Below are 18,276 nucleotides of genomic sequence, written 5' to 3'. Positions count from 1 at the left end.
GCCAGCGCCACGAACTATCCCTCCCAACTGAATACCGCCTGAGCAATACTGCTGTATGCCATCATGGGATGGTGAATGTGTAGAAGGGCGCCAGGGCTTGCAATCGCGCTGGATCATACTGACCGAGGCCGCCAGCGAATTCGGGGCCGGAGGTCGGCGCCTACCTCGCCCGAGGCGATGCTCGAATGACTCTGGGCGTGCTGTGCTAACTGTAACGTCGCACCAATGGGCGTAAATCAACAAACTGGTCTACCTTTAGATATTAAGTGTAGCTGCCATAGCTAATTCAATTTTTTACATAGCTAAAATCAAGCGTCTTATGTCTATTGAAAGTATTCATCAGTACCTATAAGATGATTCTGCAACAACCAAAAATAATATTAAAATCAAGGGGAAATGTTATGGCGCTTAAACCAGGCCCAAAGCCAATTGCTAAGTCAACCGGTGAACTTGATCAGCGTCGCCGTGATAACAAAGACACGCCGGGAAACAAACCCGACTTGAAACCTAGCAAGTCCTCAAAAAAATAGGTTGTCGCTGGCAGAAGCTACTTTAATGGTAGCTTTTGTCATTGGAGCTTGTAGAGGATGAATGCATTGCATGTAATTTCATCCTTAGCTGACGATCATTATCCGTTCTATGAACGCTATAACAACATATCGGATATCATCATTGCTGCATAATCCGAGAGTTAAAATACCTGGGGTTTTTAAATACCCTACAGGCTCGCTGCGGACAATTTTTTCAACTCTACCGGTGACTAAATTGCCCCCGATTCGCAAAGAAACTGAGAGACCGCTTTGGACCGACTGCCGCCCGTCATGACAGGCTCACATCGGCCAAAAGAGTAGTCGGATGGCTTATTATTAGACTCTTCATTAGGCACATAACGGCGCAAGGCATTCTGGGTCGTCGTAGCGCCATTGTGCTTGCGCTCGGAACATTTGCTGGTTTTTTTTGAAAAGCCTTTCTAATCAATAGCCTGCATGTTAACGACAGACTTTATTTAGTAGGTCTGGCTTCAAAATCTCAAAAAATGGCGCTGCGACAGACTTTATTTCTGATTAGCGCATCGGCTAGCGCCTGTAATTGCTGGGCTCGATCCGACAGACTTTATTCAGTAGGATCAGCCCGGGTCTCCAGGTACCCGCGAAAGGACGCGCCTTCGATGAACACCCTCTCGCAAATCCACGAGCGTTTGCACAACCGCCGATTCACCGTCGCCAATAACACCCACGGGCTATCCGGCGCGGGCACGGTGTTTCATTACCTTGTCGACGGCGATGCCATTTCCGGCACCTACCAAGGTGGTCGAATTCGCTTGGGTACGCAGGTCGGCCGCGTCACAGGCCCAGACTCTATCGAACTGCTGTATCAGTGCCTGACGCTGGAGGGTGAGCTGCTGGCCGGCTGGTCCCGGGGCATCATCGGCGTCGATGCTGCCGGGCGTACCACGCTGAGTTTCGTGTGGGGTTGGTTGTCGGGGGCGACAGGAGGTGGGGAGTCGAACTACGTGGAGCTTGCAGAGTGCGATGGCCACTCCTAAGGCACAAACTCCACCCTCAACCCCCGGCTCGCACTACGCCCCTGATCATCACTGACCCGCAGCCGATATTCCCCCGACTTACCCGGCCGCCAGTTCAATGTGGCTTGCGGCGGGCCCTGGCCGATCAAGGTTTGATCCGCAAACCAGTACAGCGTCGCCGCATCGCTGGCCGCATTCGCGTTCAGCGGGATGCTTTCCTGGGGTTGGGACAGGCGCAACTGATAACTCACTTGAGTCAGCGGCGAGCGGATCTGCGGGGCTTCGCTCTGGTCGCTGATGCGGTTGGGCTGGCAGTTTTTCATCACGTTGGGTGGCGTGCGGCGGGGTAGGCCGGCGGCGCGGTACAGGCGTTGTATGTCGCTGGGCCAGAATTCGAAGACTTCCTCGCGGGTGTATTGCGCCTCGAACGGCGGGCACGCGGCCTTGCCGGTACGGGTGTCGATCAGTACCGGGCGGTGTAGGTTGGACACGCGAATCGGTGAAACACCGGGGATGTACCAGGTCTTGCGGGTTTGTGGGCACCAGCGGTTGGGCAATTCGCCCGAGGCGGCGCAGACGTCGATGCGCACCAGGCCGGCGGGTGGTTTGTCGGCCTTGATCACGACGTTGGGCAAGGCCAGGGGCAGGGCGTCGGCGATGCGGAAGAACAGCGGTGCAGCGGTCTTGGCACCGATAAACGCCGGGTTGGGTCGACCATCGAAGTTGCCCACCCACACCACCAGCACGTAGGGACCGACCAGGCCCGCGCTCCACGCATCATGGAAACCCCAGGATGTGCCGGTTTTCCAGGCGGTGCGCCAGTGCCGCGCGGGCAGGCCATCCGGTCGCGGGTTGCGGCGCAGCATGTCGCGCACCATGAAGGCGGCCTGCGGGGTGAGGAGCTGCGGGCCGGTGGCCTGGGGTTGCTCCTGTAAATAGCGCAACGGCCGTAGATGGCCGTCGCCCGCCAGCATCACATACAGCCGCGCCAGCTCTTCCGGTGTCATCTCACCGCCACCGAGGGCCAGGGCCAGGCCGTAATGGCTTTCAGCACGCAGGCCCTTGATCCCGGCGCGTTGCAGCAACCCATACAACGACGGCGACTTCACCTGGCTGGCCAGCCACACCGCCGGGATATTGCGGCTACGGATCAACGCATCCCGTGCGGTCAGAGGCCCGACAAAACTGCCGTCGAAATTTTCCGGCTGGAAGTAGCCGAAGTTACTGGGCAAATCCTTGAGGATACTCATGGGGTGGATCACCCCTTGATCCAGCGCCAGCCCGTAGAGAAACGGCTTGAGGGTCGACCCCGGCGAACGGCGTGACAACACGCCGTTGACCTGGCCGTGGATGCCTGTGGATAAGTAGTCCGCCGAGCCCACCAGCGCCTTGACGCTCTGGTCGCGGCTGTCGATCAGGATGGCCGTGGCATTTTCCACACCGGTGCTGCGCCGCTCGGCGATAAAGCCGCTGATCAGGCGTTCGAGCAATTGCTGCAGGGGCAGGTTGAGGGTGCTATTGAGTTCGTTGCCTGGCTGGGATGCCAATAACTGCTCGCTCAGATGCGGCGCCAGAAACGGGATCTGCTGGCGGTTGCGGGCTTCCAGGGGCAGGTCGAGCAAACTGTCGTTACGCGGGTCTTGTGGATAAGTTTCACGCCAGTCATTCATCAAGCGCAGTCGCGCGTTTTGCAGTGACGGCCCAAAGCGTGCGCGCCGCCCCGGCTGCTGGGGAATCACCGCCAGCGCCAAGGCTTCGGACAACGACAACTGCGCGGCCGCCTTGCCAAAGTAGATGCGACTGGCCGCTTCGGCGCCTTCGATATTGCCGCCCATGGGCGCCAGGTTCAGGTACGCCTCAAGGATGTCGTGCTTGCTGTAGCGCGCCTCCAGCCACAGGGCCAAGGCCATCTGCTGCAATTTGCCGGGTACCTGGCGGGTGTTGAGATCCCACAGGCGCCGCGCCAATTGCATGCTCAAGGTCGAGCCGCCCTGACGCTGGCCGCCGCTGTAGGTGGCCAGGGCCGCGCGCAGCAACGCCGGGGGATTGATCCCCGGGTGCCAATAGAAATTGCGGTCTTCCTTGAGCAGCAAGGCCTCCACCAGTGACGGCGAGATGCGCTCCAGCGGTAGCCATAAACGGTATTGGCCGTCATCCGCCAGGGTCATGCGCAGCAGCGAACCGTCATCGGCCAACACCACCCGTGACGACGTCACAGCCTGTTCCAGCGGAGCGTGGGGCCACAGCCGCAGCCCCGCCAGCACCAGCGCCGCTGCCAGCAGCGGCGCCAGGTGTTTAAGGCTTGGTAATTTCAAGCTGGCCTACTTTGCCGCGCCCTTGCAGGGTGGTTTCGTACATGCCTTCGGCGTAGGCCGGTGGCGTATTGAACGTGCCGGCGTTGGTGGCGCGTACGCGATAGACGAAAGTGCCTACGTCGCGCAGCGCCGTGCCGTACAACACCACCCGATCATCACGCACATCCACGTAGTCCGGCTGCCAGTTGCTCAGCTCGGTTTCGCCGATCGGCGCTTGCCAGGCATCGGCTTCCTGATCGCTTTCTTCTACGTAATCGGACTCTTCGCCTTCACTTTCCTCGCTGCTGGCGGTTTCCGGCTCCGGCGGCAAGTTATACACAGGCTCGACGCCACCGGGCAGCAGGTCGACCACGGCCACTTGCTGCACCTGGTCACGGTCGGTGGCACGCAGGCGCAAGCGCACCAGGAACTCATCGCCCACGGCCACTGTGCTCACCGGCTCGCCTTTGAGGTCGAGGTATTCGTGGATGATCTCCAGCCCGTTGCTGATTGGCTTGAGCTTGGCACCCTTATCGAAACCGGCTTCGCTGAGCATGTAGAACGCCGCCGGGCCATCGGATTTTTCCATCAGCAGTTTTTGCGTGGCGCTCGGTACAGCCGCTCGGGGTGGCTGGCCGGCCATTTCCAGCAGTTGTTGCTGCTTGTCGCCCAGCCAGGCGGTGGCCTTGAGGGTCATATCGCTTTGCGCGCGCTGGCCGTAGTTGTCCAGGGCGCGCAGCAACAGCGCCGCCGACAGCGAGTTGTAGCGCTGTTCGTTGAGGCGTTTGCCGAGTTTATCCAGCAGGGCTGTAGGAACATCGTCCAGCAACTCGGGGAAATGGCGAGCGAGCAGGTGCAGGTGCTCGGCATCGTGGACCAGCGGGTCGTAATACAGGCCATCGCTGTCCCACTTATCCACAAGCGAACGCCAAGGGATCTTGCGGAACAAGGTGTCGGCCTGGCGATCCTGCTTGAGCAGTTTGTAGCTGGCCGCCAGGTAGGCGGCGCCCAGGTCGTTCTGCCAGCTGTCCTTGAAGTAGCTTTCGTAGCGTTCGCGTATATCGCTCAAGGCGCCGCTCACCAGAATCCCCTGACGACTCAACAGATAACTGGCGTAGGCGCGGTTGCGCAATTCCGACAGGCCTTCGCTCGGGCCGTTGGCCAAGTCCGTCAGATAACTATTGGCGCGCACCAGCAGGTCTTCGGGCACCGGCAGCCCGCGTTCCTTGGCTTCGATCAGGAAATCGGTGGCGTACAGGCTGGCGTAGGGCGCCACATCCGGGTTGGCGGCCCACAAACCGAAACCACCGGCCTGGTTCTGGCGCTGACGCAGCATGCGCACCGCGCTGCTGAAGGCGTGTTCGGCTTCGGGTGCGGTACCGCCCCAGATCAACGCCGGCATGGCCTTGGACACCAGTTGCTCGGTGCAGGCATAGCCGTAGTCATCCAGGTAATGCTTGAGGCCGTTGGCCCATACCAGCGGCGAGGCCGCCACGCCCAGTTGCACGTCGCGCAGTTGGCTGAACAGTTCACGGGTGGGCTTGAGCTCTTTGCTGGCGCTGTCGAAGCGACCCAGGCTCAGGGCCACGCGATGCTCGCTCAGAGGGCGAATCGAAGTGGTTTCCGCCACCTGGATCCGCTTGCCATCCGGCAACACTGCAACAAAGCGCAAATCCGCCGAACCGAGGGTTTCGCCGACTTTGATCTTGAACTCGGCGGTGCCCTCCTTACGCGGTTGCAGGGACAAGGTACTGGCTTTGTCGCCCTGCACCACCAGGCTGTCGCTGGTCTGCACTTCAAACTTCACGTCCGCCGCAGCCTCGAGGTTGCTGAATACCCCGGCGCTGACGTTGAACACATCACCCGGCGCCACGAAGGCTGGCACGTTCGGCGTGATGACGATCGGGCCACGGACCTCGGTATTGGCCTCGCTGACGCCCACGCTGTCGGCATCCACTGCCACCGCAAACAGGTGCAGCTTGCCGTTGAAGCTGTCGGGCACCTGGTAATGCAGCACGGTTTCGCCGGCGGGCAAGTCCACCAGCCCGGACCACCAGGCCACTGGCGGCTGATGTTTACGCTTAAATGGGTTGAGGTGGTTGGCCAGGGCGCCTTCCGTATCGCCACCGGGCGCCGCCCCACTGAGCAGGCGGCTGAATTCCGGCAGGATCAGGTCCAGGATCTGACTGGTGCCGACTTCCAGCGCACGCTTCTGGAAGAAGAAACCCAGCGGATCCGGCGTCTGGTAGCGCGCTACCTGCAAGATGCCTTCGTCCACCGCGTACACCACCGCGCGGCCGGGTCGGTCGGCGTTGACCTTGATGTCGAGGGTCTGCCCCGGCTCTATTTTCGCCGGGCCCTCGACCTTCAACGCCATGCGCCGTGCATCCAGGTTGATGCTGAACGGCACCACCCCGTAGGACAGCGGGCTCATATAAACCTCGGACGAGCCGATGTCGCGCACAAACTGCACGTTGACGTAGGCATTGCCCTCAAGCCCCGCAGGCACGCGGATATGTTGCACGCTGTTGGTACTGTCGGCCTTGAACCACTGCTGGGTGTAGACCTTGTCCCGCTCGATGGTGATCAGGCCTGCACCGGTGTAAGGCGCGCGGATGCTGATCGCGATCTCATCGCCGGTGGCGTAGCTGCGTTTATCCAGGCGCAGTTGCAGCTCGGCGTTGCGTTCCAGGGAGCGCGAAGTATTCCCGCGTCCGGCCACGCTGTAGTCGATCTGGTTGAGCAGGTTGCCGTTGGCATCCTTCACTTGCAGGGTGAAATCGCCAGGGGTGGCGGTGTTCAGGGTCTGCCTGGCGCCGTCCTTGGTCATCACCAGCGGTGAGGCCGGCTGGCTGATGTTCTTGATGCGCGACTCGTACTTGTAGGTGCCGTTGGACTGTTTCACCAGTACCGACACGTAGCGGTGTTCGACCACTTCGCTGGTCAGGCCATCCACCGCCAGCGGGGTGAGGTCGGGCGCGACGGCCATCCATTGCACCTGGCGCGGGGCATCCTTGGCGACGTACGACAGCGAGTCCTGACTTTTCACACCCACAAGATAGGGGGAGGACGACACCAGCAACGCACTTTGTGCCGCCACGTTACGACCCCCTTCGGCCTCGAACACTTGGGTCATCACCTGCAAGCGATAGGTGCTGTTGGCAAAGCGTTGCAGGTTGAGATCGAGTACTGCCTGGCCGTTGTCGTCGGCGGTGGTCTCGGCCAGGTCTTCGGTGCTGGCCTCTTCCAGGGAATCGTTGAGGCGGAAACGGTAGTCGGGATAACGCTCAAATGCCGCGAGCGTCGGGCTCAGGGACATCTTTGCGGTGACGCGACGGCCGGCCGCCGGGGCGCCGAACAGGTGCATCGCGGTGACCTTGGCCACCACCTGGTCCGGTGGAATCCAGCCCTGCACCGGGGTGTCGTGCAGGCTCAGGTTGACCTTCATGCGGTCCGGTTCGAAATCGCGGACCTTGAAGCTGACACTGCCGAGGTCGGTGCGGGTCTGTTTCTGGCCAATCAACTGCAAGGTCGCGGTGTAGTCACCGGCGGGGGCGACTTCGCTGCTGGGGAAATCAAAGGTTTCAAAACCGCTGGCAGACAGCTTCAGCGGCTGGCGAATCACTTCAAGACCGCGTGGGTCGGTGATCTGCAACTCCACGGGCAGGCCTTGCAGGGCGCCTTTCCAGTTGCCGCTGCGCACGATCATGCCCAGGTGCGCGGTTTCGCCAGGGCGGTAGAGGCCACGGTCGGTGAACAGGTAGGCACTGAGGCGATCAATCGCGCCGTCTTCTTCCAAACCGCCTACGTCGAAGCGTGACAAATCCAGCTGCTGCGACTGACGAGCGATCGGCAGGAACGACTGGTCATTGCCGCGAGTGACCACATACATCAGCGGTGTCTTCTCACGGCGCAGTTCATCCAGCTTGGCGAAATGCACGTGGCCTTCGCCGTCGGTGTGGCCGCTGCTCACGGGCAGACCGTTGCGGCCAATGATGTCGACCTGGGCGTCGGACACCGGCGAACCGTTGCCGATGGACTGCACATACACGTCATGGCTGCCATCGCTGGAGCGCTTGGCGATGATGCCGAGGTCGGTGACCACGATAAAGCGCAGGTCAGAGGTGGTGCTGCGCGAATAGTCGAACGTGCGCTCGGCCGGCTCATCCTGAGGGCTGAGCTTGAGCACGAAAATACCGCGACGGCCACCGTTGGCGGTGAGGTAGTGGCTCAGATCGACGTTGTCATAGACGGTTTTCGCCGGGTCCGAGGACGACAGCGCAATATCCAGGGACTGGCGCTCAACCATGCGGTCGAAGTACTCGTTGCCGAAATTGGGCCGGGCAAAGCTGCCGCTGCTCTGGTCCACCAGGTGCTGCAATTGGTTGGGTAGCAAGCGCGCGATTTCCACATGGGCGCCAGGTACACCACGGGCCATGAAGCCCAGGCGTTTTTCGCCATTGAGGCTGAGCAGCGCGCCGTCGGACAGGAACTGCAAGGTGCGCGGATAAGCCGGCATGCTGATCAGCGAGGCCGTCGGGTTTTTCGCCAGGTAGCCACCGATGGCTTCCAGGTTGGCGGGCACGCGCACATACAGCGCACGGCCGGCCGGGGCCTTGAACTTGAAGGCGTGCAGGGTGTTCAGCGGTTCGACGCTGGGCACGTGGGTCAGCGTGACCTTGGTGCTACGGGCCAGCAGGGCGTCATCTATGTCGTTGCTGTTATAGGGACGGGTGTCGTCCTGGGCTTTTTCCGGCAGCAGCCAGGCCTGGACCTTACCGGCAATGGTGTCATCGGCCACGGCGCTGGAACTGCTGAACATCAGCACCGGCTCAGGCTCGCCGCGCTCGTTGTCCACAAAGCTCACTTCGGCGCCGGTAAAGGTCAGGCGATAGCGGCCAGGCACCGTGACTTCCGCCACCAGTGGCGCGGTGCTGGCGTTACCACCGTTGCGGGCCTTGATGCCTTCATCCAACTTGGCACTGACCGGCGTGCTTTCCAGCGGCGTGGCCAGGGCGGCGGAGCGTACGTAGGCGTTCAGCCTGGTCTCGTCGAAGCTGATTTCCGGGCGGTTGGGCAATTGGGCGTCGCGGTAGGCCAGGCCTTTGCCGAGGGTTACGGAGACGCGCTTGCGCAGGCTGTCTTCATCGACCGGGTGGGAAAAATGGAAGGTCGCCACCAGTTGTTTCAGCGTCGGGTTCGACGGGTCTTGATACAACTCGTTGTGTGCCAGGGTGGCGCGGAATGGCTGGGTGGAGAACTGGCTGCTGTATTGGCTGAGCAGTACGCCATCGGCCAGCAAACCTTTCCTGGCCAGATCAAGGGTGTAACCCGCTTCGATGGGCCAGTCTTTCTCCGGTACGAACAGCAGAGTGCGGTCATCGGACCAACGCCAGGTACCGGCCACGCCAGGTTTGAGGGTGATGCCCTCGGTGACCGGCTTGCCAATGGCGGCCAGCGGGGCCACCGATTCGGCAAAACGCACTTGCAAGTTATCCACAACCGGCGGTTGCTGGGTGTAGTCAGTCAGGTTGGGTTTGTGCAGCGAATAGCCCACGGTGTGGGGCTGCGGCAGGTTGGAGTACCAGTGCCAGCCATAGAAGCCAGCGGCCGCCAGCAGCACCAGGCCCAATACGCCGGCACCGGCCTGGCGCGGATAAGCGCGGGCTTTGTTGCCCAGGTTCACCAGGCCACGGCCGATAGCGCGCAGCCATAGCGGCGGATGCCATTGGCCAAAAACGGCCCCCACCACAGTCAGAAACACACCGACAACACGACGGCTGACGGCTTTGAGCGAATCGAACATGGTGAGCATCCCTGGCTAAGTGCGGCGTATCTTACACGCGTCTTTGATACAAAAGATGACGCCGATACGCCGCACGGCGGGGATGTTTACCGCGTCAGCGGGGCCCCACGCATTCCAATGAGCGGTCGACCATCACTCTGGCCATTTCCATGAGGTGTCCTGCGGCTTTGGGCGAGTCGCGCAACTGTTCGGCACAGTGGAGCAGGTCTGAGGCGTAGACCAGTGCGTCTTCGAAGCTGATTTCGGGGTGGGGGATGAAAAAGGGATGGGGCGGACCGGGTTTTACTTTGCTCATTGCGGTAACTCCAATGTAGGTAATTGGAGCTGCCACGAGTCGCGACTAAACGATGGGGTGGCAGCTGTACGCAGGTTAGTCGACCGGAACATTGGGAACCCGGCGCACCCGAAGGTGCCCTGCGCACAGCCACCATAAAGCGTTGGCAGAAAAAAACGCCATGCTTGAGATGGCGCTTGTGCGCCCAATGTAAATCTTTCCCGAGCGACTAAACCCGGTCACTGAATTGGCAGTGACGGACGCAGACTAGCCACCGAAAAGGCAGAGCACAAGCGGCTGGGATTCTCTCGGAAATGTCCTGCGAAATAAAGAGAAGCGAGAGGTAGGAGCAGCGGTTTCAGACTTTGCTTAAACCTCGATAACACCAGAAAACCAATGTGGGAGGGGGCAAGCCCCCTCCCACAGTTTGATCTTCATTGGGCTTGAGAGGGGTGTGGGTCAGGTCCACCAGTAGCGCACGAGGTGGAAGAAAATCGGCGCCGCAAAACACACCGAATCCAGCCGATCCAGCATCCCGCCGTGCCCTTCGATCATATGCCCCCAGTCCTTCACCCCCCGGTCGCGCTTGATTGCCGACATGACGATGCCGCCGGCGAAGCCGAGCAGGTTGATCAGCAAGGCGATCAGGAACGATTGCCACGGGTTGAACGGCGTGGTCCACCATAGCGCCGCGCCGATCAGGGATGACAACAGAATCCCGCCGACAAAGCCTTCCACAGTCTTCGATGGCGACAGGTTGGGCGCGATCTTGTGTTTGCCGAACAGCTTGCCGCACACGTACTGCAGCACGTCCGAAAGTTGCACCACGATCACCAGGTAGGCGATCAGCAGCAGGTTGCGGCCTTCGTAGCCGGGGATGTCGAGGGTCAGCAGGGCGGGCACGAACGACACGCAGAACACCGCGATCATCAGGCCCCATTGCACCTTGGAGGCGCGTTCCAGGAAGTGCGTGGTGTCGCCGCCCAGGGAGGCGAGGATCGGCAGCAGCAGGAACACATACACCGGGATAAAGATAGAGAACAGCCCGTACCAGTCCGAGTAGATCAGCAGGTATTGCAGCGGCAATGCCAGGTAGAACGCGGCCACCAGGGCCGGGTAGTCGCTGCGCCGGGTGGGCGTGAGGGTGAGGAATTCGCGCAGGGCGTAGAACGACACCGCGTAGAACAGCAGGATCACCGCACCGGTACCGAGCCAGAAAGCGATGCCGATGACCACCACCATCACCCACCAGGCGTTGATGCGGGCGTTGAGGTTGTCGATCACCGCATTGGGCGTGCCACGGGTACGCAGTTTGAGGATCAGGCCGATCAGCGAGGCGAGCACCAGGATCGCGCCGATGCCGCCAAATAACATCAGGGTTTGGCTATCCATCTCAGGAGTGCTCCGGGGCGAGGGCGAGCAGGGCATCGCGGGTTCGGGCAAGGAACGCGGCTTTGTCTTCGCCTTCTTCCAATTGCAATGGAGCGCCGAAGCTGGTGGTGCACAGCAAAGGCAGCGGTAGGACGCGGCCCTTGGGCATGACCCGGTTGAGGTTAGCGATCCACACCGGAATCAATTCGGCCTGTGGGTAACTGTTGGCCAGATGGTAGATGCCGCTTTTGAACGGCAGCAAGCCGTCCTCCAGGTTGCGCGTGCCCTCGGGAAAGATGATCAGCGAGTCGCCGCCTTCCAGCGCGGCGAGCATGGGCTGCAAGGGGTTATCCACAGGGTCTTTGCGCTCGCGGTCGATCAGCACACCATTGAAAACGCGGTTGATGATGTAGCGGCGCAGGGCGCTTTTATTCCAGTAATCGCTGCCGGCCACCGGGCGCGTGAATTTGCGCAGGTTCTGCGGCAGCGAGGCCCACAGCAGCACGAAGTCGCCGTGGCTGCTGTGGTTGGCGAAATAGATACGTTGCACCGGCACTGGCGCGCAACCCAGCCACAGGCTGCGGGCGCCGGTGACGGTGCGGGCCATGGAGGTAATGAGCGTGGCGACCACGGGTTCGAACATGGGGATTCCTTATCCGGCGAAAGGCAGCCAGGGGCTGGCGAGGATCACGGCGAGGGTCAGCAGCGCTTGCGCGCCCAGCAGCCAGGCTTGTTTGCGCAACAGTTTGAGGGCACCGCGACGGCGCTCGGTCCAGGGCCGGCCGGCACGCTTGGGCGATTGCAGGCCGAGGGCTTGCAGGGCTTGGTCGAGGTCCGGGGTGCGCTCGGTATCGCGGGCCAGCAGGGCGAACAGGTCGGCGTCGAAGGCCACGCGCAGCGCCCAGTACTTTTGCAGCAGCCCCAGGATAATCATCCACAGGCTGAGCAGCAGGCAGATGGTTGAAATACTCGCCATCAGCAACTGGGCGAGGCCAAATAACACACCGGCCACGGTCAGGCCTGTGGATAACTGATCCAGTGAACGGCCACGGCGCAGCAGGCTGGCGACCACCTGGAGTTCCATATCAGCGGGCATGGGGCAAACCCTCCAACGCTTGACGATGAGCAGGATGCAGGACCACCTGGGCCCGTGCTGTACGAATAATAGCCAGCGCCTGGTCCACCGTGGCGGCGCGCCCACTGTGCAGCAGCCAGGCGGCGACCGCGGTGGCGCTGCGTGAGTAGCCAAGGGCGCAGCACACCAGCACCGGGCCGCTTGAACGCAGGCGCTCGATGGCCTCGGCGGCTTGCTGGCATTCGGTGGGTGTCGGGGCGATCAGGTCCAGCACAGGGATGCTTTGATACGCGCGGCCCTGTGGATTAATCGGCAACTCGGCACAGAGGTCGACGATGGCGTTGAATGAATCCTGCTCTTTCGCACTGGGAATCCGCCCAAGCCACACGTTATCCACAATCAGGTCCGGCTGTGGGTGTTTGCGTGTCCACAGGCGCGAATTTATCCACGCCCCGGCCAGATAGGGTGCATACAGCCAGCGCGCCGCAGGCGTGAGCCGGCCATCGGCGCGTTTCTGAAAGCCCGACGCGCCGAGCACCAGGTAATTCACCTTGATCAAGCCCAGGGACACCGCCGGCCAGAGCAGCCATAACCAGGCGCCGCCCAGGGAAAACGCGAGAACTGCCAGTGCCAACGCCCCCAGGCCGTAGCGCAGGCCCAAGCGCCAGCGCTTCGAATCTCGGGTAAGCCGTGCATTCAGCAGGGGGCTTGGATGTTCCACCGGCCACAGCCACACGCAGATCCAGCCGGCGAGGGCGCCTGTGGGTAAGTCGATAAAGTGATGTTGATAAGTGGTCAGTACCGAAATACCGATCAAGGCGAACCAGCCATGCACCAGCCAGCGCCATAACCCTTGGGTGTGGCGCTGATACATGACCCACAGGATCACCAGCAGCGCGATATGCAGCGAGGGCGCCTGGTTGAACGGTTTGTCGAACCCCGCCAGCACGGCAAACAGCCAGCCGAACACGCCATCCAGTTCCGGCCTCTCGAAGGTGAAGCGCAGCGGCCAGATCAGGAAGCAACTCACGGCGATGACCTGCGCGCTCAGCAAGCGCAGCGCGTGTTGCTTCAGCTCATGGCGGCTGGTGGGCAGCAGCAGGGAGATACCGTAAAGCAGGTCGATGGACCAATAGGGCACGATGGTCCAGGCCCAGAACGGCATATGGGTTTCCCAGTCGAACACCAGGGTGCCGACGTCGCTGCGCTGGCTGGTGACCCAGGTGGCGAAGCCGTAAGTGCTGAAAAACAGCGGCGCCAACAGCAGCAGCCACAGGACCGCTGGTTTCAATAAACCGGGTTCGCGCATGGTCAGATCTTCTGGGCCAGGGACACGGTAAAGATGCCCCACTCATCCACACGCTGGGTGATCTTGCGAAAGCCTGCCGCTTCTACCAGTTGATCCATTTCCGCCTGGCTGCGACGGCGCATCACCCAGGCCTGGCCCTGGCGATGGCTGGTCAGTGCGCGGGCGATCAGTTCCAACTGCGGGTGCCACGGTTGGCCGGTGTAGACCAGGTAACCGCCGGGCTCCACGGCTTCAGACAGGCCGGCCAACGAACCACCGACCATGGCGTTATCGGCAAACAATTCATACAGCCCGGACACCACCGCCAGCGTTGGCTTGGGTTGCAGTGCCGCCAAATCCAAGCGGTCAAACGCATCGCCTTTGACGAACTGCGCGATGTCTCCCAGGCCTTTCTCACGAATCAGCGCGCCACCGTCGCGCACGTTGATGTCGCTGTAGTCGCGCAGCAGGATCGATTCCGGCAGCGGCGACACGCCCTGCAAGGCTTCAAGAATGTAGCGCCCGTGGCCAGCGGCGATGTCGACGATGCGCACTTCGCGGTCTTCTGCGCGCAGCTTGGCCATGGCCAGGCGCAGCAGTTCCTCGACGTTCAGCTTGCGCTGGCGAATGCCACGCCAGCCGATGGAGTTGAGGTAGTTGGTGTCGATCATGCGGCCCAACCCGCCTTTGCCGGTGGGCGTGTTGCGGTACACGTAGTCCAGGGTGCTGCCGGAGTCGAAACCGGTGTCGAAGCCCAGCTTTACGCCGTCCGACAGGTTCTTGCCCAGGCCCATGCTGGCGCGGGTCAGGCGCCAGTACAGGTCGCGCAGGGAGTTGCGTGGCAAGGGGGCTGCGAGGGATTCGGATTCGGCGCAGGTGGCGCCCAGTTTGTCGGCGTTCAGCAGGGATGCGCGATCCAGCGGCTGCGCGAAGTTCTGCAGGATAAAACGCCTGGCGCTGCTCACGGCCACCGCGCGGTCACGCTCGCCGAGGGTGTCGTGGAAAAAACCGGGGAGGATATGCAGTTCTTTTTTCAGGCTGCCAAGGCGGTCGAAGAATTGCTGCTGGGGTTTGCGGTGCACCACAAAGTCGGAGCCCGAGACCAGCAGTTGGGTCGGCACCTGAATCGCCTGGGCATCGGCGACAACCCGGTCGGCGGCTTCGTACAGGCCCAACAGCACGTTCACCGAGATGGCCTTGGTGATCAGCGGGTCGCTGTCGTAGGACGCCACGCGCTCCGGGTCATGGCTGAGGAACTTGGCCTTGACGTAACTGTTGACGAAGAAGTTGCCGCGAAACCTGCGCATGAGCGCCAGGCCCGGCCGGGCGAAGGGCACGTACAGCTTGACCTTGAACGCCGGGGACGCGAGCACCAGGGCGCGGATTTTCGGCGCGTAGTCATGCACCCAGGTGGCTGCGATCACCGCGCCGACACTTTGGGCGATCACGGCACACTCTTCTTCCTCGATGCCATAGGTGGCACCGATATGGTCGCGGAAGGTCTGCACGTCGCGGGCGCTGGTGGCGAAGCTCGGGCTGTCGCCGCGTTCGCCAGGCGATTGGCCGTGGCCACGGGCGTCCCAGGCGAAAAAATCGAACTGCGGCAAGTCCAGTTCATCCACCAGGTGCGCGATACGCCCCGAGTGTTCATGGCCACGGTGAAACAGCAGGATCGCCTTGCGCGGCTCGCCGTCCGCCGGCACGCTGGCCGGCCAATGACGGTAGAAAAGCTCGACGCCGTCATGGGTACTGAAGGTGTGCTCTTGCTGTTCGCGCATTGCAAAATCCTTATGCAGAAGGGGAGATGTGTTGTTCTTCTTTCAGGCCCTGGCGCACCCGGTTGACCAGGGTGTAGGCGAGCAGGGCGGCAACCAGCCACATCACCGTGTCGACCCAGCCGGCGCCGAGCCAGCCGAGCGCCACACCGGTGGCCAGCACGCCGAGGACGAACGCACGGTCACTCTTGCCCATCGGCCCGTCATAGCGCCGTGACGCACCGACCATCGGCCCCAGCACGCCAGCGTATTCACTGAACACCGCCAGCAGCGCCACCAGCAACACCGGCACCAGGCTCACGCCGGGGATCAGCGCGAAGGGCAGGATCAGCGCGCTGTCGGCAATCACGTCGCACAGTTCATTGAGGTAGGCGCCCAAACGCGACTGCTGGCCGAATTCCCGGGCGAGCATGCCGTCGATGGCGTTGAGGGCCATGCGCAGGATCATCCACAGCGGGATCAGCGCAAACAGCCACAGGTGTTGGGCGAAGCTGGCGATCAACAGGCCGACCAGCAGGGAAATGACCCCGGCCAGCACGGTGATCTGGTTGGCCGTGGTGCCGTTGTCATAGAGGCGCTGCACGAGGGGGCGCAGCAGGTTCTGAAAACGCGGTTTGAGCTGATAGATCGAAATCATGAGGGGTGACGCTTCCTTGTCCGAGAGCCCGCGAAAAACTGTCTGGAGTGTGCCGATTATTCATGGCCTGTACCAGTGATGGCTCGTGTTTATGGGGGTTTAGTCACGATCTTGAAAGCACTGAAGGACAAATGTGGGAGGGGGCTTGCCCCCGATAGCGGTCTACCTGTTGATGCATGTGCCGGCTGATCCAGCGCCATCGGGAGCAAGCCCCCTCCCACAAGAGATTTTTGCCATGTTCAAAACGCTGTTTAACGAACAAAAATTTCACGCCGCGTGTTATATCGTAACGAATTGTGTACGAGCGGGCGTGAGTGGATGCAAGTGGATCTAGGGGCGGATGGCGCTTGGGTTGAAGGCCTGCCGCGTTTTCAGCAGGGGCTGTTGCATGCCCGCCGATTGCGGCAAGCCGGTATCAGCCTGACGGTGCTCGCCATTGTTGGTTGGGTGCTGGCGTTGTTTGTCGCGCTGTTTGCACCTGTGTCGATCTGGCCGGTGGTGTTGATCAACTGCGCATCGGCCCTGTTGGTGCTGGTGGCAGGGCTGCAGTCGGCGTGGTGGGTAGCCGATTGGCGCGCCCAGGCGCTGGAGGAGCCGGCGGCCGAATTACCCGTTGAAGAAACGGGTCGTTACGCACGCCTTGTGGGGCGCTTTGGCCGGCAGATTGGCGCCCCGGTCTTGTGGCTGGGCGGCTGGTCGCTGCTGGCACTGGTCAGCATCATCGAATTCTGGAACCTGGCCCTACCCTCGGCGCCTGTCGGCCAAGCGGCCAGCGTGGGGGCGGCATTGGCGCTGGCGCTGGCGTTCGGCTTGCTGGTGTTCGAACGGCGCCTGGCTCAGGAAACCACGGCCCAGTGGCCGGAAGCCGCGCAACTGGCGCAGTTGAGTCGGGTCGCGATTATCTGTCTGGTGGTCAGCGCCATTTGCCTGCTGTTTGCGGGGGATGAGTCGGTCTGGCCGTTGCGCCTGGCGGTGCTGGTCGGGCTGTTGCCGGCGCTGGTGGCGCTGGAGTTTCTATTAAGAGGTGTGCTGTCGCTGTTCAGCCCGCGCCAGCCGCGCCTTGAACCACGCCTGATGGCGCAAAGCTTCATCGCCGGGTTGCTGCGCTGGCCGCCACAACCGCTGCTGGCGTTGCAGCACGAATTACATAACCGCTTCGGCATCGACCTGCGCCAGATCTGGGCGTTTACCTACATGCGCCGCGCGTTTTTGCCGGTGTTGCTGGTGGTGCTGGCGGTCGGCTGGGCGCTGACCGGCGTGCATGAAGTGCCTCTGCAAGGCCGTGGGATTTATGAACGCTTTGGCAAACCCGTCGAGGTGTTCGGTCCTGGCCTGCATGCCGGGTTGCCGTGGCCCTTGGGCCGCGTGATCAATGTGGAGAACGGCGTGGTGCATGAGTTGGCCACCAGCGTCAGCGAAGCCTCTATTCCTGAGCTGGCGCCTGCCGAAGGCCCGGCACCGCTGATTGCCAATCGGTTGTGGGACGCCAGCCATGTGAATGACAAATCCCAGGTGATCGCCAGCAGCAGCGGCGATAAACAGAGCTTCCAGATCGTCAACATGGATGTGCGCTTCGTTTACCGCATCGGCCTCACCGATCAGGCCGCACTCGCCGCCACCTATAACAGTGCGGATGTGCCGACCCTGATTCGCAGCACCGCCAGCCGCATCCTGGTGCACGATTTTGCTTCGCGTACCCTCGACGAATTGCTCGGCGAACAACGCACCCGCCTGGCCGACGAAATCGGCCGCGCCGTGCAGGCGGACTTGCAGACACTCGACAGCGGTGTGGAAATCCTCGCCACCGTCGTGGAAGCCATCCACCCACCGGCCGGCGCCGCCAACGCCTACCACGGCGTGCAAGCCGCGCAGATCGGCGCCCAGGCCCTGATCTCCCGCGAGCGCGGCGCCGCCAGCGAACACACTAACCAGGCCTTGCTGCAAGCCAGCACCGCCCGCGACCAGGCCTTGGCCACTGCCCGCGAAGTGAATGCCGGCGCCCAAGCGGCCGACCTGCGCTTTACCGCCGAACAAAAGGCCTACGCCACGGCCGGTCGGGCCTTTGTGCTGGAACAGTACCTGGGCCAACTCAGCCTGGGCCTGGCCCACGCCAAGCTGCTTATTCTGGATCACCGCCTGGGCGCCGAGGGCGCGCCGACGATTGATCTGCGTTCTTTTACTTTGCCGGCCGACCCTTCTCTGCCGCGTAAAGCCGTTCAATAAGGAGTCTG

Annotated in this window: 11 protein-coding genes; 2 read left to right on the top strand and 9 right to left on the bottom strand. The window is 61.9% G+C overall.

Annotation, left to right across the window (positions count from 1 at the left end; genetic code table 11):
* Nucleotides 1-1,168: 1,168 nt before the first annotated feature.
* On the top strand, nucleotides 1,169-1,546 hold the full coding sequence (locus FBY10_RS08065; protein WP_131697736.1) for a hypothetical protein: 378 nt from the start codon (nucleotides 1,169-1,171) through the stop codon (nucleotides 1,544-1,546).
* Here FBY10_RS08065 and pbpC read toward each other — a convergent pair.
* The 9 genes from pbpC to FBY10_RS08020 form a co-directional block, all read right to left on the bottom strand.
* Entirely contained in the window at nucleotides 1,543-3,840 is a 2,298-nt protein-coding gene (gene pbpC / locus FBY10_RS08060) for a penicillin-binding protein 1C (protein WP_145337367.1), read from the bottom strand. The genes FBY10_RS08065 and pbpC overlap by 4 nt on opposite strands.
* A complete protein-coding gene (locus FBY10_RS08055) occupies nucleotides 3,821-9,625 on the bottom strand; it encodes an alpha-2-macroglobulin (protein WP_145337368.1) in 5,805 nt (1,934 codons plus the stop codon). The genes pbpC and FBY10_RS08055 overlap by 20 nt, the downstream gene beginning before the upstream one ends.
* Before the next feature lie 94 nt (nucleotides 9,626-9,719).
* Nucleotides 9,720-9,920, bottom strand: coding sequence for a DUF3077 domain-containing protein (locus FBY10_RS08050; RefSeq protein ID WP_145337369.1), 201 nt, complete (start codon nucleotides 9,918-9,920; stop codon nucleotides 9,720-9,722).
* Between the two features lie 438 nt (nucleotides 9,921-10,358).
* Nucleotides 10,359-11,291, bottom strand: coding sequence for a phosphatidate cytidylyltransferase (locus tag FBY10_RS08045; RefSeq protein WP_032885177.1), 933 nt, complete (start codon nucleotides 11,289-11,291; stop codon nucleotides 10,359-10,361).
* 1 nt (nucleotide 11,292) lies between these two features.
* Complete coding sequence (locus FBY10_RS08040; protein ID WP_131697732.1) at nucleotides 11,293-11,913, bottom strand: 1-acyl-sn-glycerol-3-phosphate acyltransferase; 621 nt, start codon at nucleotides 11,911-11,913, stop codon at nucleotides 11,293-11,295.
* Nucleotides 11,914-11,922: 9 nt separating this feature from the next.
* The gene (locus tag FBY10_RS08035; protein ID WP_145337370.1) at nucleotides 11,923-12,366 is read right to left on the bottom strand and encodes a hypothetical protein; all 444 of its coding nucleotides are present in this window, start codon (nucleotides 12,364-12,366) and stop codon (nucleotides 11,923-11,925) included.
* Nucleotides 12,356-13,654: a phosphatase PAP2/dual specificity phosphatase family protein gene (locus FBY10_RS08030; protein ID WP_145337371.1), complete on the bottom strand. Its 1,299-nt coding sequence runs from the start codon at nucleotides 13,652-13,654 to the stop codon at nucleotides 12,356-12,358. The genes FBY10_RS08035 and FBY10_RS08030 overlap by 11 nt, the downstream gene beginning before the upstream one ends.
* A 2-nt stretch (nucleotides 13,655-13,656) precedes the next feature.
* Nucleotides 13,657-15,411 carry a bifunctional alpha/beta hydrolase/class I SAM-dependent methyltransferase gene (locus FBY10_RS08025; RefSeq protein WP_145337372.1) on the bottom strand — a complete coding sequence of 585 codons (1,755 nt, stop codon included), beginning with the start codon at nucleotides 15,409-15,411 and terminating at the stop codon, nucleotides 13,657-13,659.
* A gap of 10 nt (nucleotides 15,412-15,421) precedes the next feature.
* Nucleotides 15,422-16,045, bottom strand: coding sequence for a CDP-alcohol phosphatidyltransferase family protein (locus tag FBY10_RS08020; protein WP_053127483.1), 624 nt, complete (start codon nucleotides 16,043-16,045; stop codon nucleotides 15,422-15,424).
* Between the two features lie 318 nt (nucleotides 16,046-16,363).
* Between FBY10_RS08020 and hflK the strand changes: the two genes are divergently transcribed.
* Nucleotides 16,364-18,268, top strand: coding sequence for a protease modulator HflK (hflK, locus tag FBY10_RS08015; RefSeq protein WP_145337373.1), 1,905 nt, complete (start codon nucleotides 16,364-16,366; stop codon nucleotides 18,266-18,268).
* Nucleotides 18,269-18,276: the final 8 nt, after the last annotated feature.

It is taken from the genome of Pseudomonas sp. SJZ103 (genome assembly GCF_007828335.1).
Taxonomy (GTDB): domain Bacteria; phylum Pseudomonadota; class Gammaproteobacteria; order Pseudomonadales; family Pseudomonadaceae; genus Aquipseudomonas.
This window is presented reverse-complemented; position numbering and strand designations above follow the sequence as displayed.

Bases quoted from the DNA above. Each gene is read 5' to 3' on its own strand.
- FBY10_RS08065 (WP_131697736.1), top strand. From the start codon at position 1,169: ATGAACACCCTCTCGCAAATCCACGAGCGTTTGCACAACCGCCGATTC.
- FBY10_RS08055 (WP_145337368.1), bottom strand. From the start codon at position 9,625: ATGTTCGATTCGCTCAAAGCCGTCAGCCGTCGTGTTGTCGGTGTGTTT.
- FBY10_RS08050 (WP_145337369.1), bottom strand. From the start codon at position 9,920: ATGAGCAAAGTAAAACCCGGTCCGCCCCATCCCTTTTTCATCCCCCAC.
- FBY10_RS08045 (WP_032885177.1), bottom strand. From the start codon at position 11,291: ATGGATAGCCAAACCCTGATGTTATTTGGCGGCATCGGCGCGATCCTG.
- FBY10_RS08040 (WP_131697732.1), bottom strand. From the start codon at position 11,913: ATGTTCGAACCCGTGGTCGCCACGCTCATTACCTCCATGGCCCGCACC.
- FBY10_RS08035 (WP_145337370.1), bottom strand. From the start codon at position 12,366: ATGCCCGCTGATATGGAACTCCAGGTGGTCGCCAGCCTGCTGCGCCGT.
- FBY10_RS08030 (WP_145337371.1), bottom strand. From the start codon at position 13,654: ATGCGCGAACCCGGTTTATTGAAACCAGCGGTCCTGTGGCTGCTGCTG.
- FBY10_RS08025 (WP_145337372.1), bottom strand. From the start codon at position 15,411: ATGCGCGAACAGCAAGAGCACACCTTCAGTACCCATGACGGCGTCGAG.
- FBY10_RS08020 (WP_053127483.1), bottom strand. From the start codon at position 16,045: ATGATTTCGATCTATCAGCTCAAACCGCGTTTTCAGAACCTGCTGCGC.
- hflK (WP_145337373.1), top strand. From the start codon at position 16,364: ATGCAAGTGGATCTAGGGGCGGATGGCGCTTGGGTTGAAGGCCTGCCG.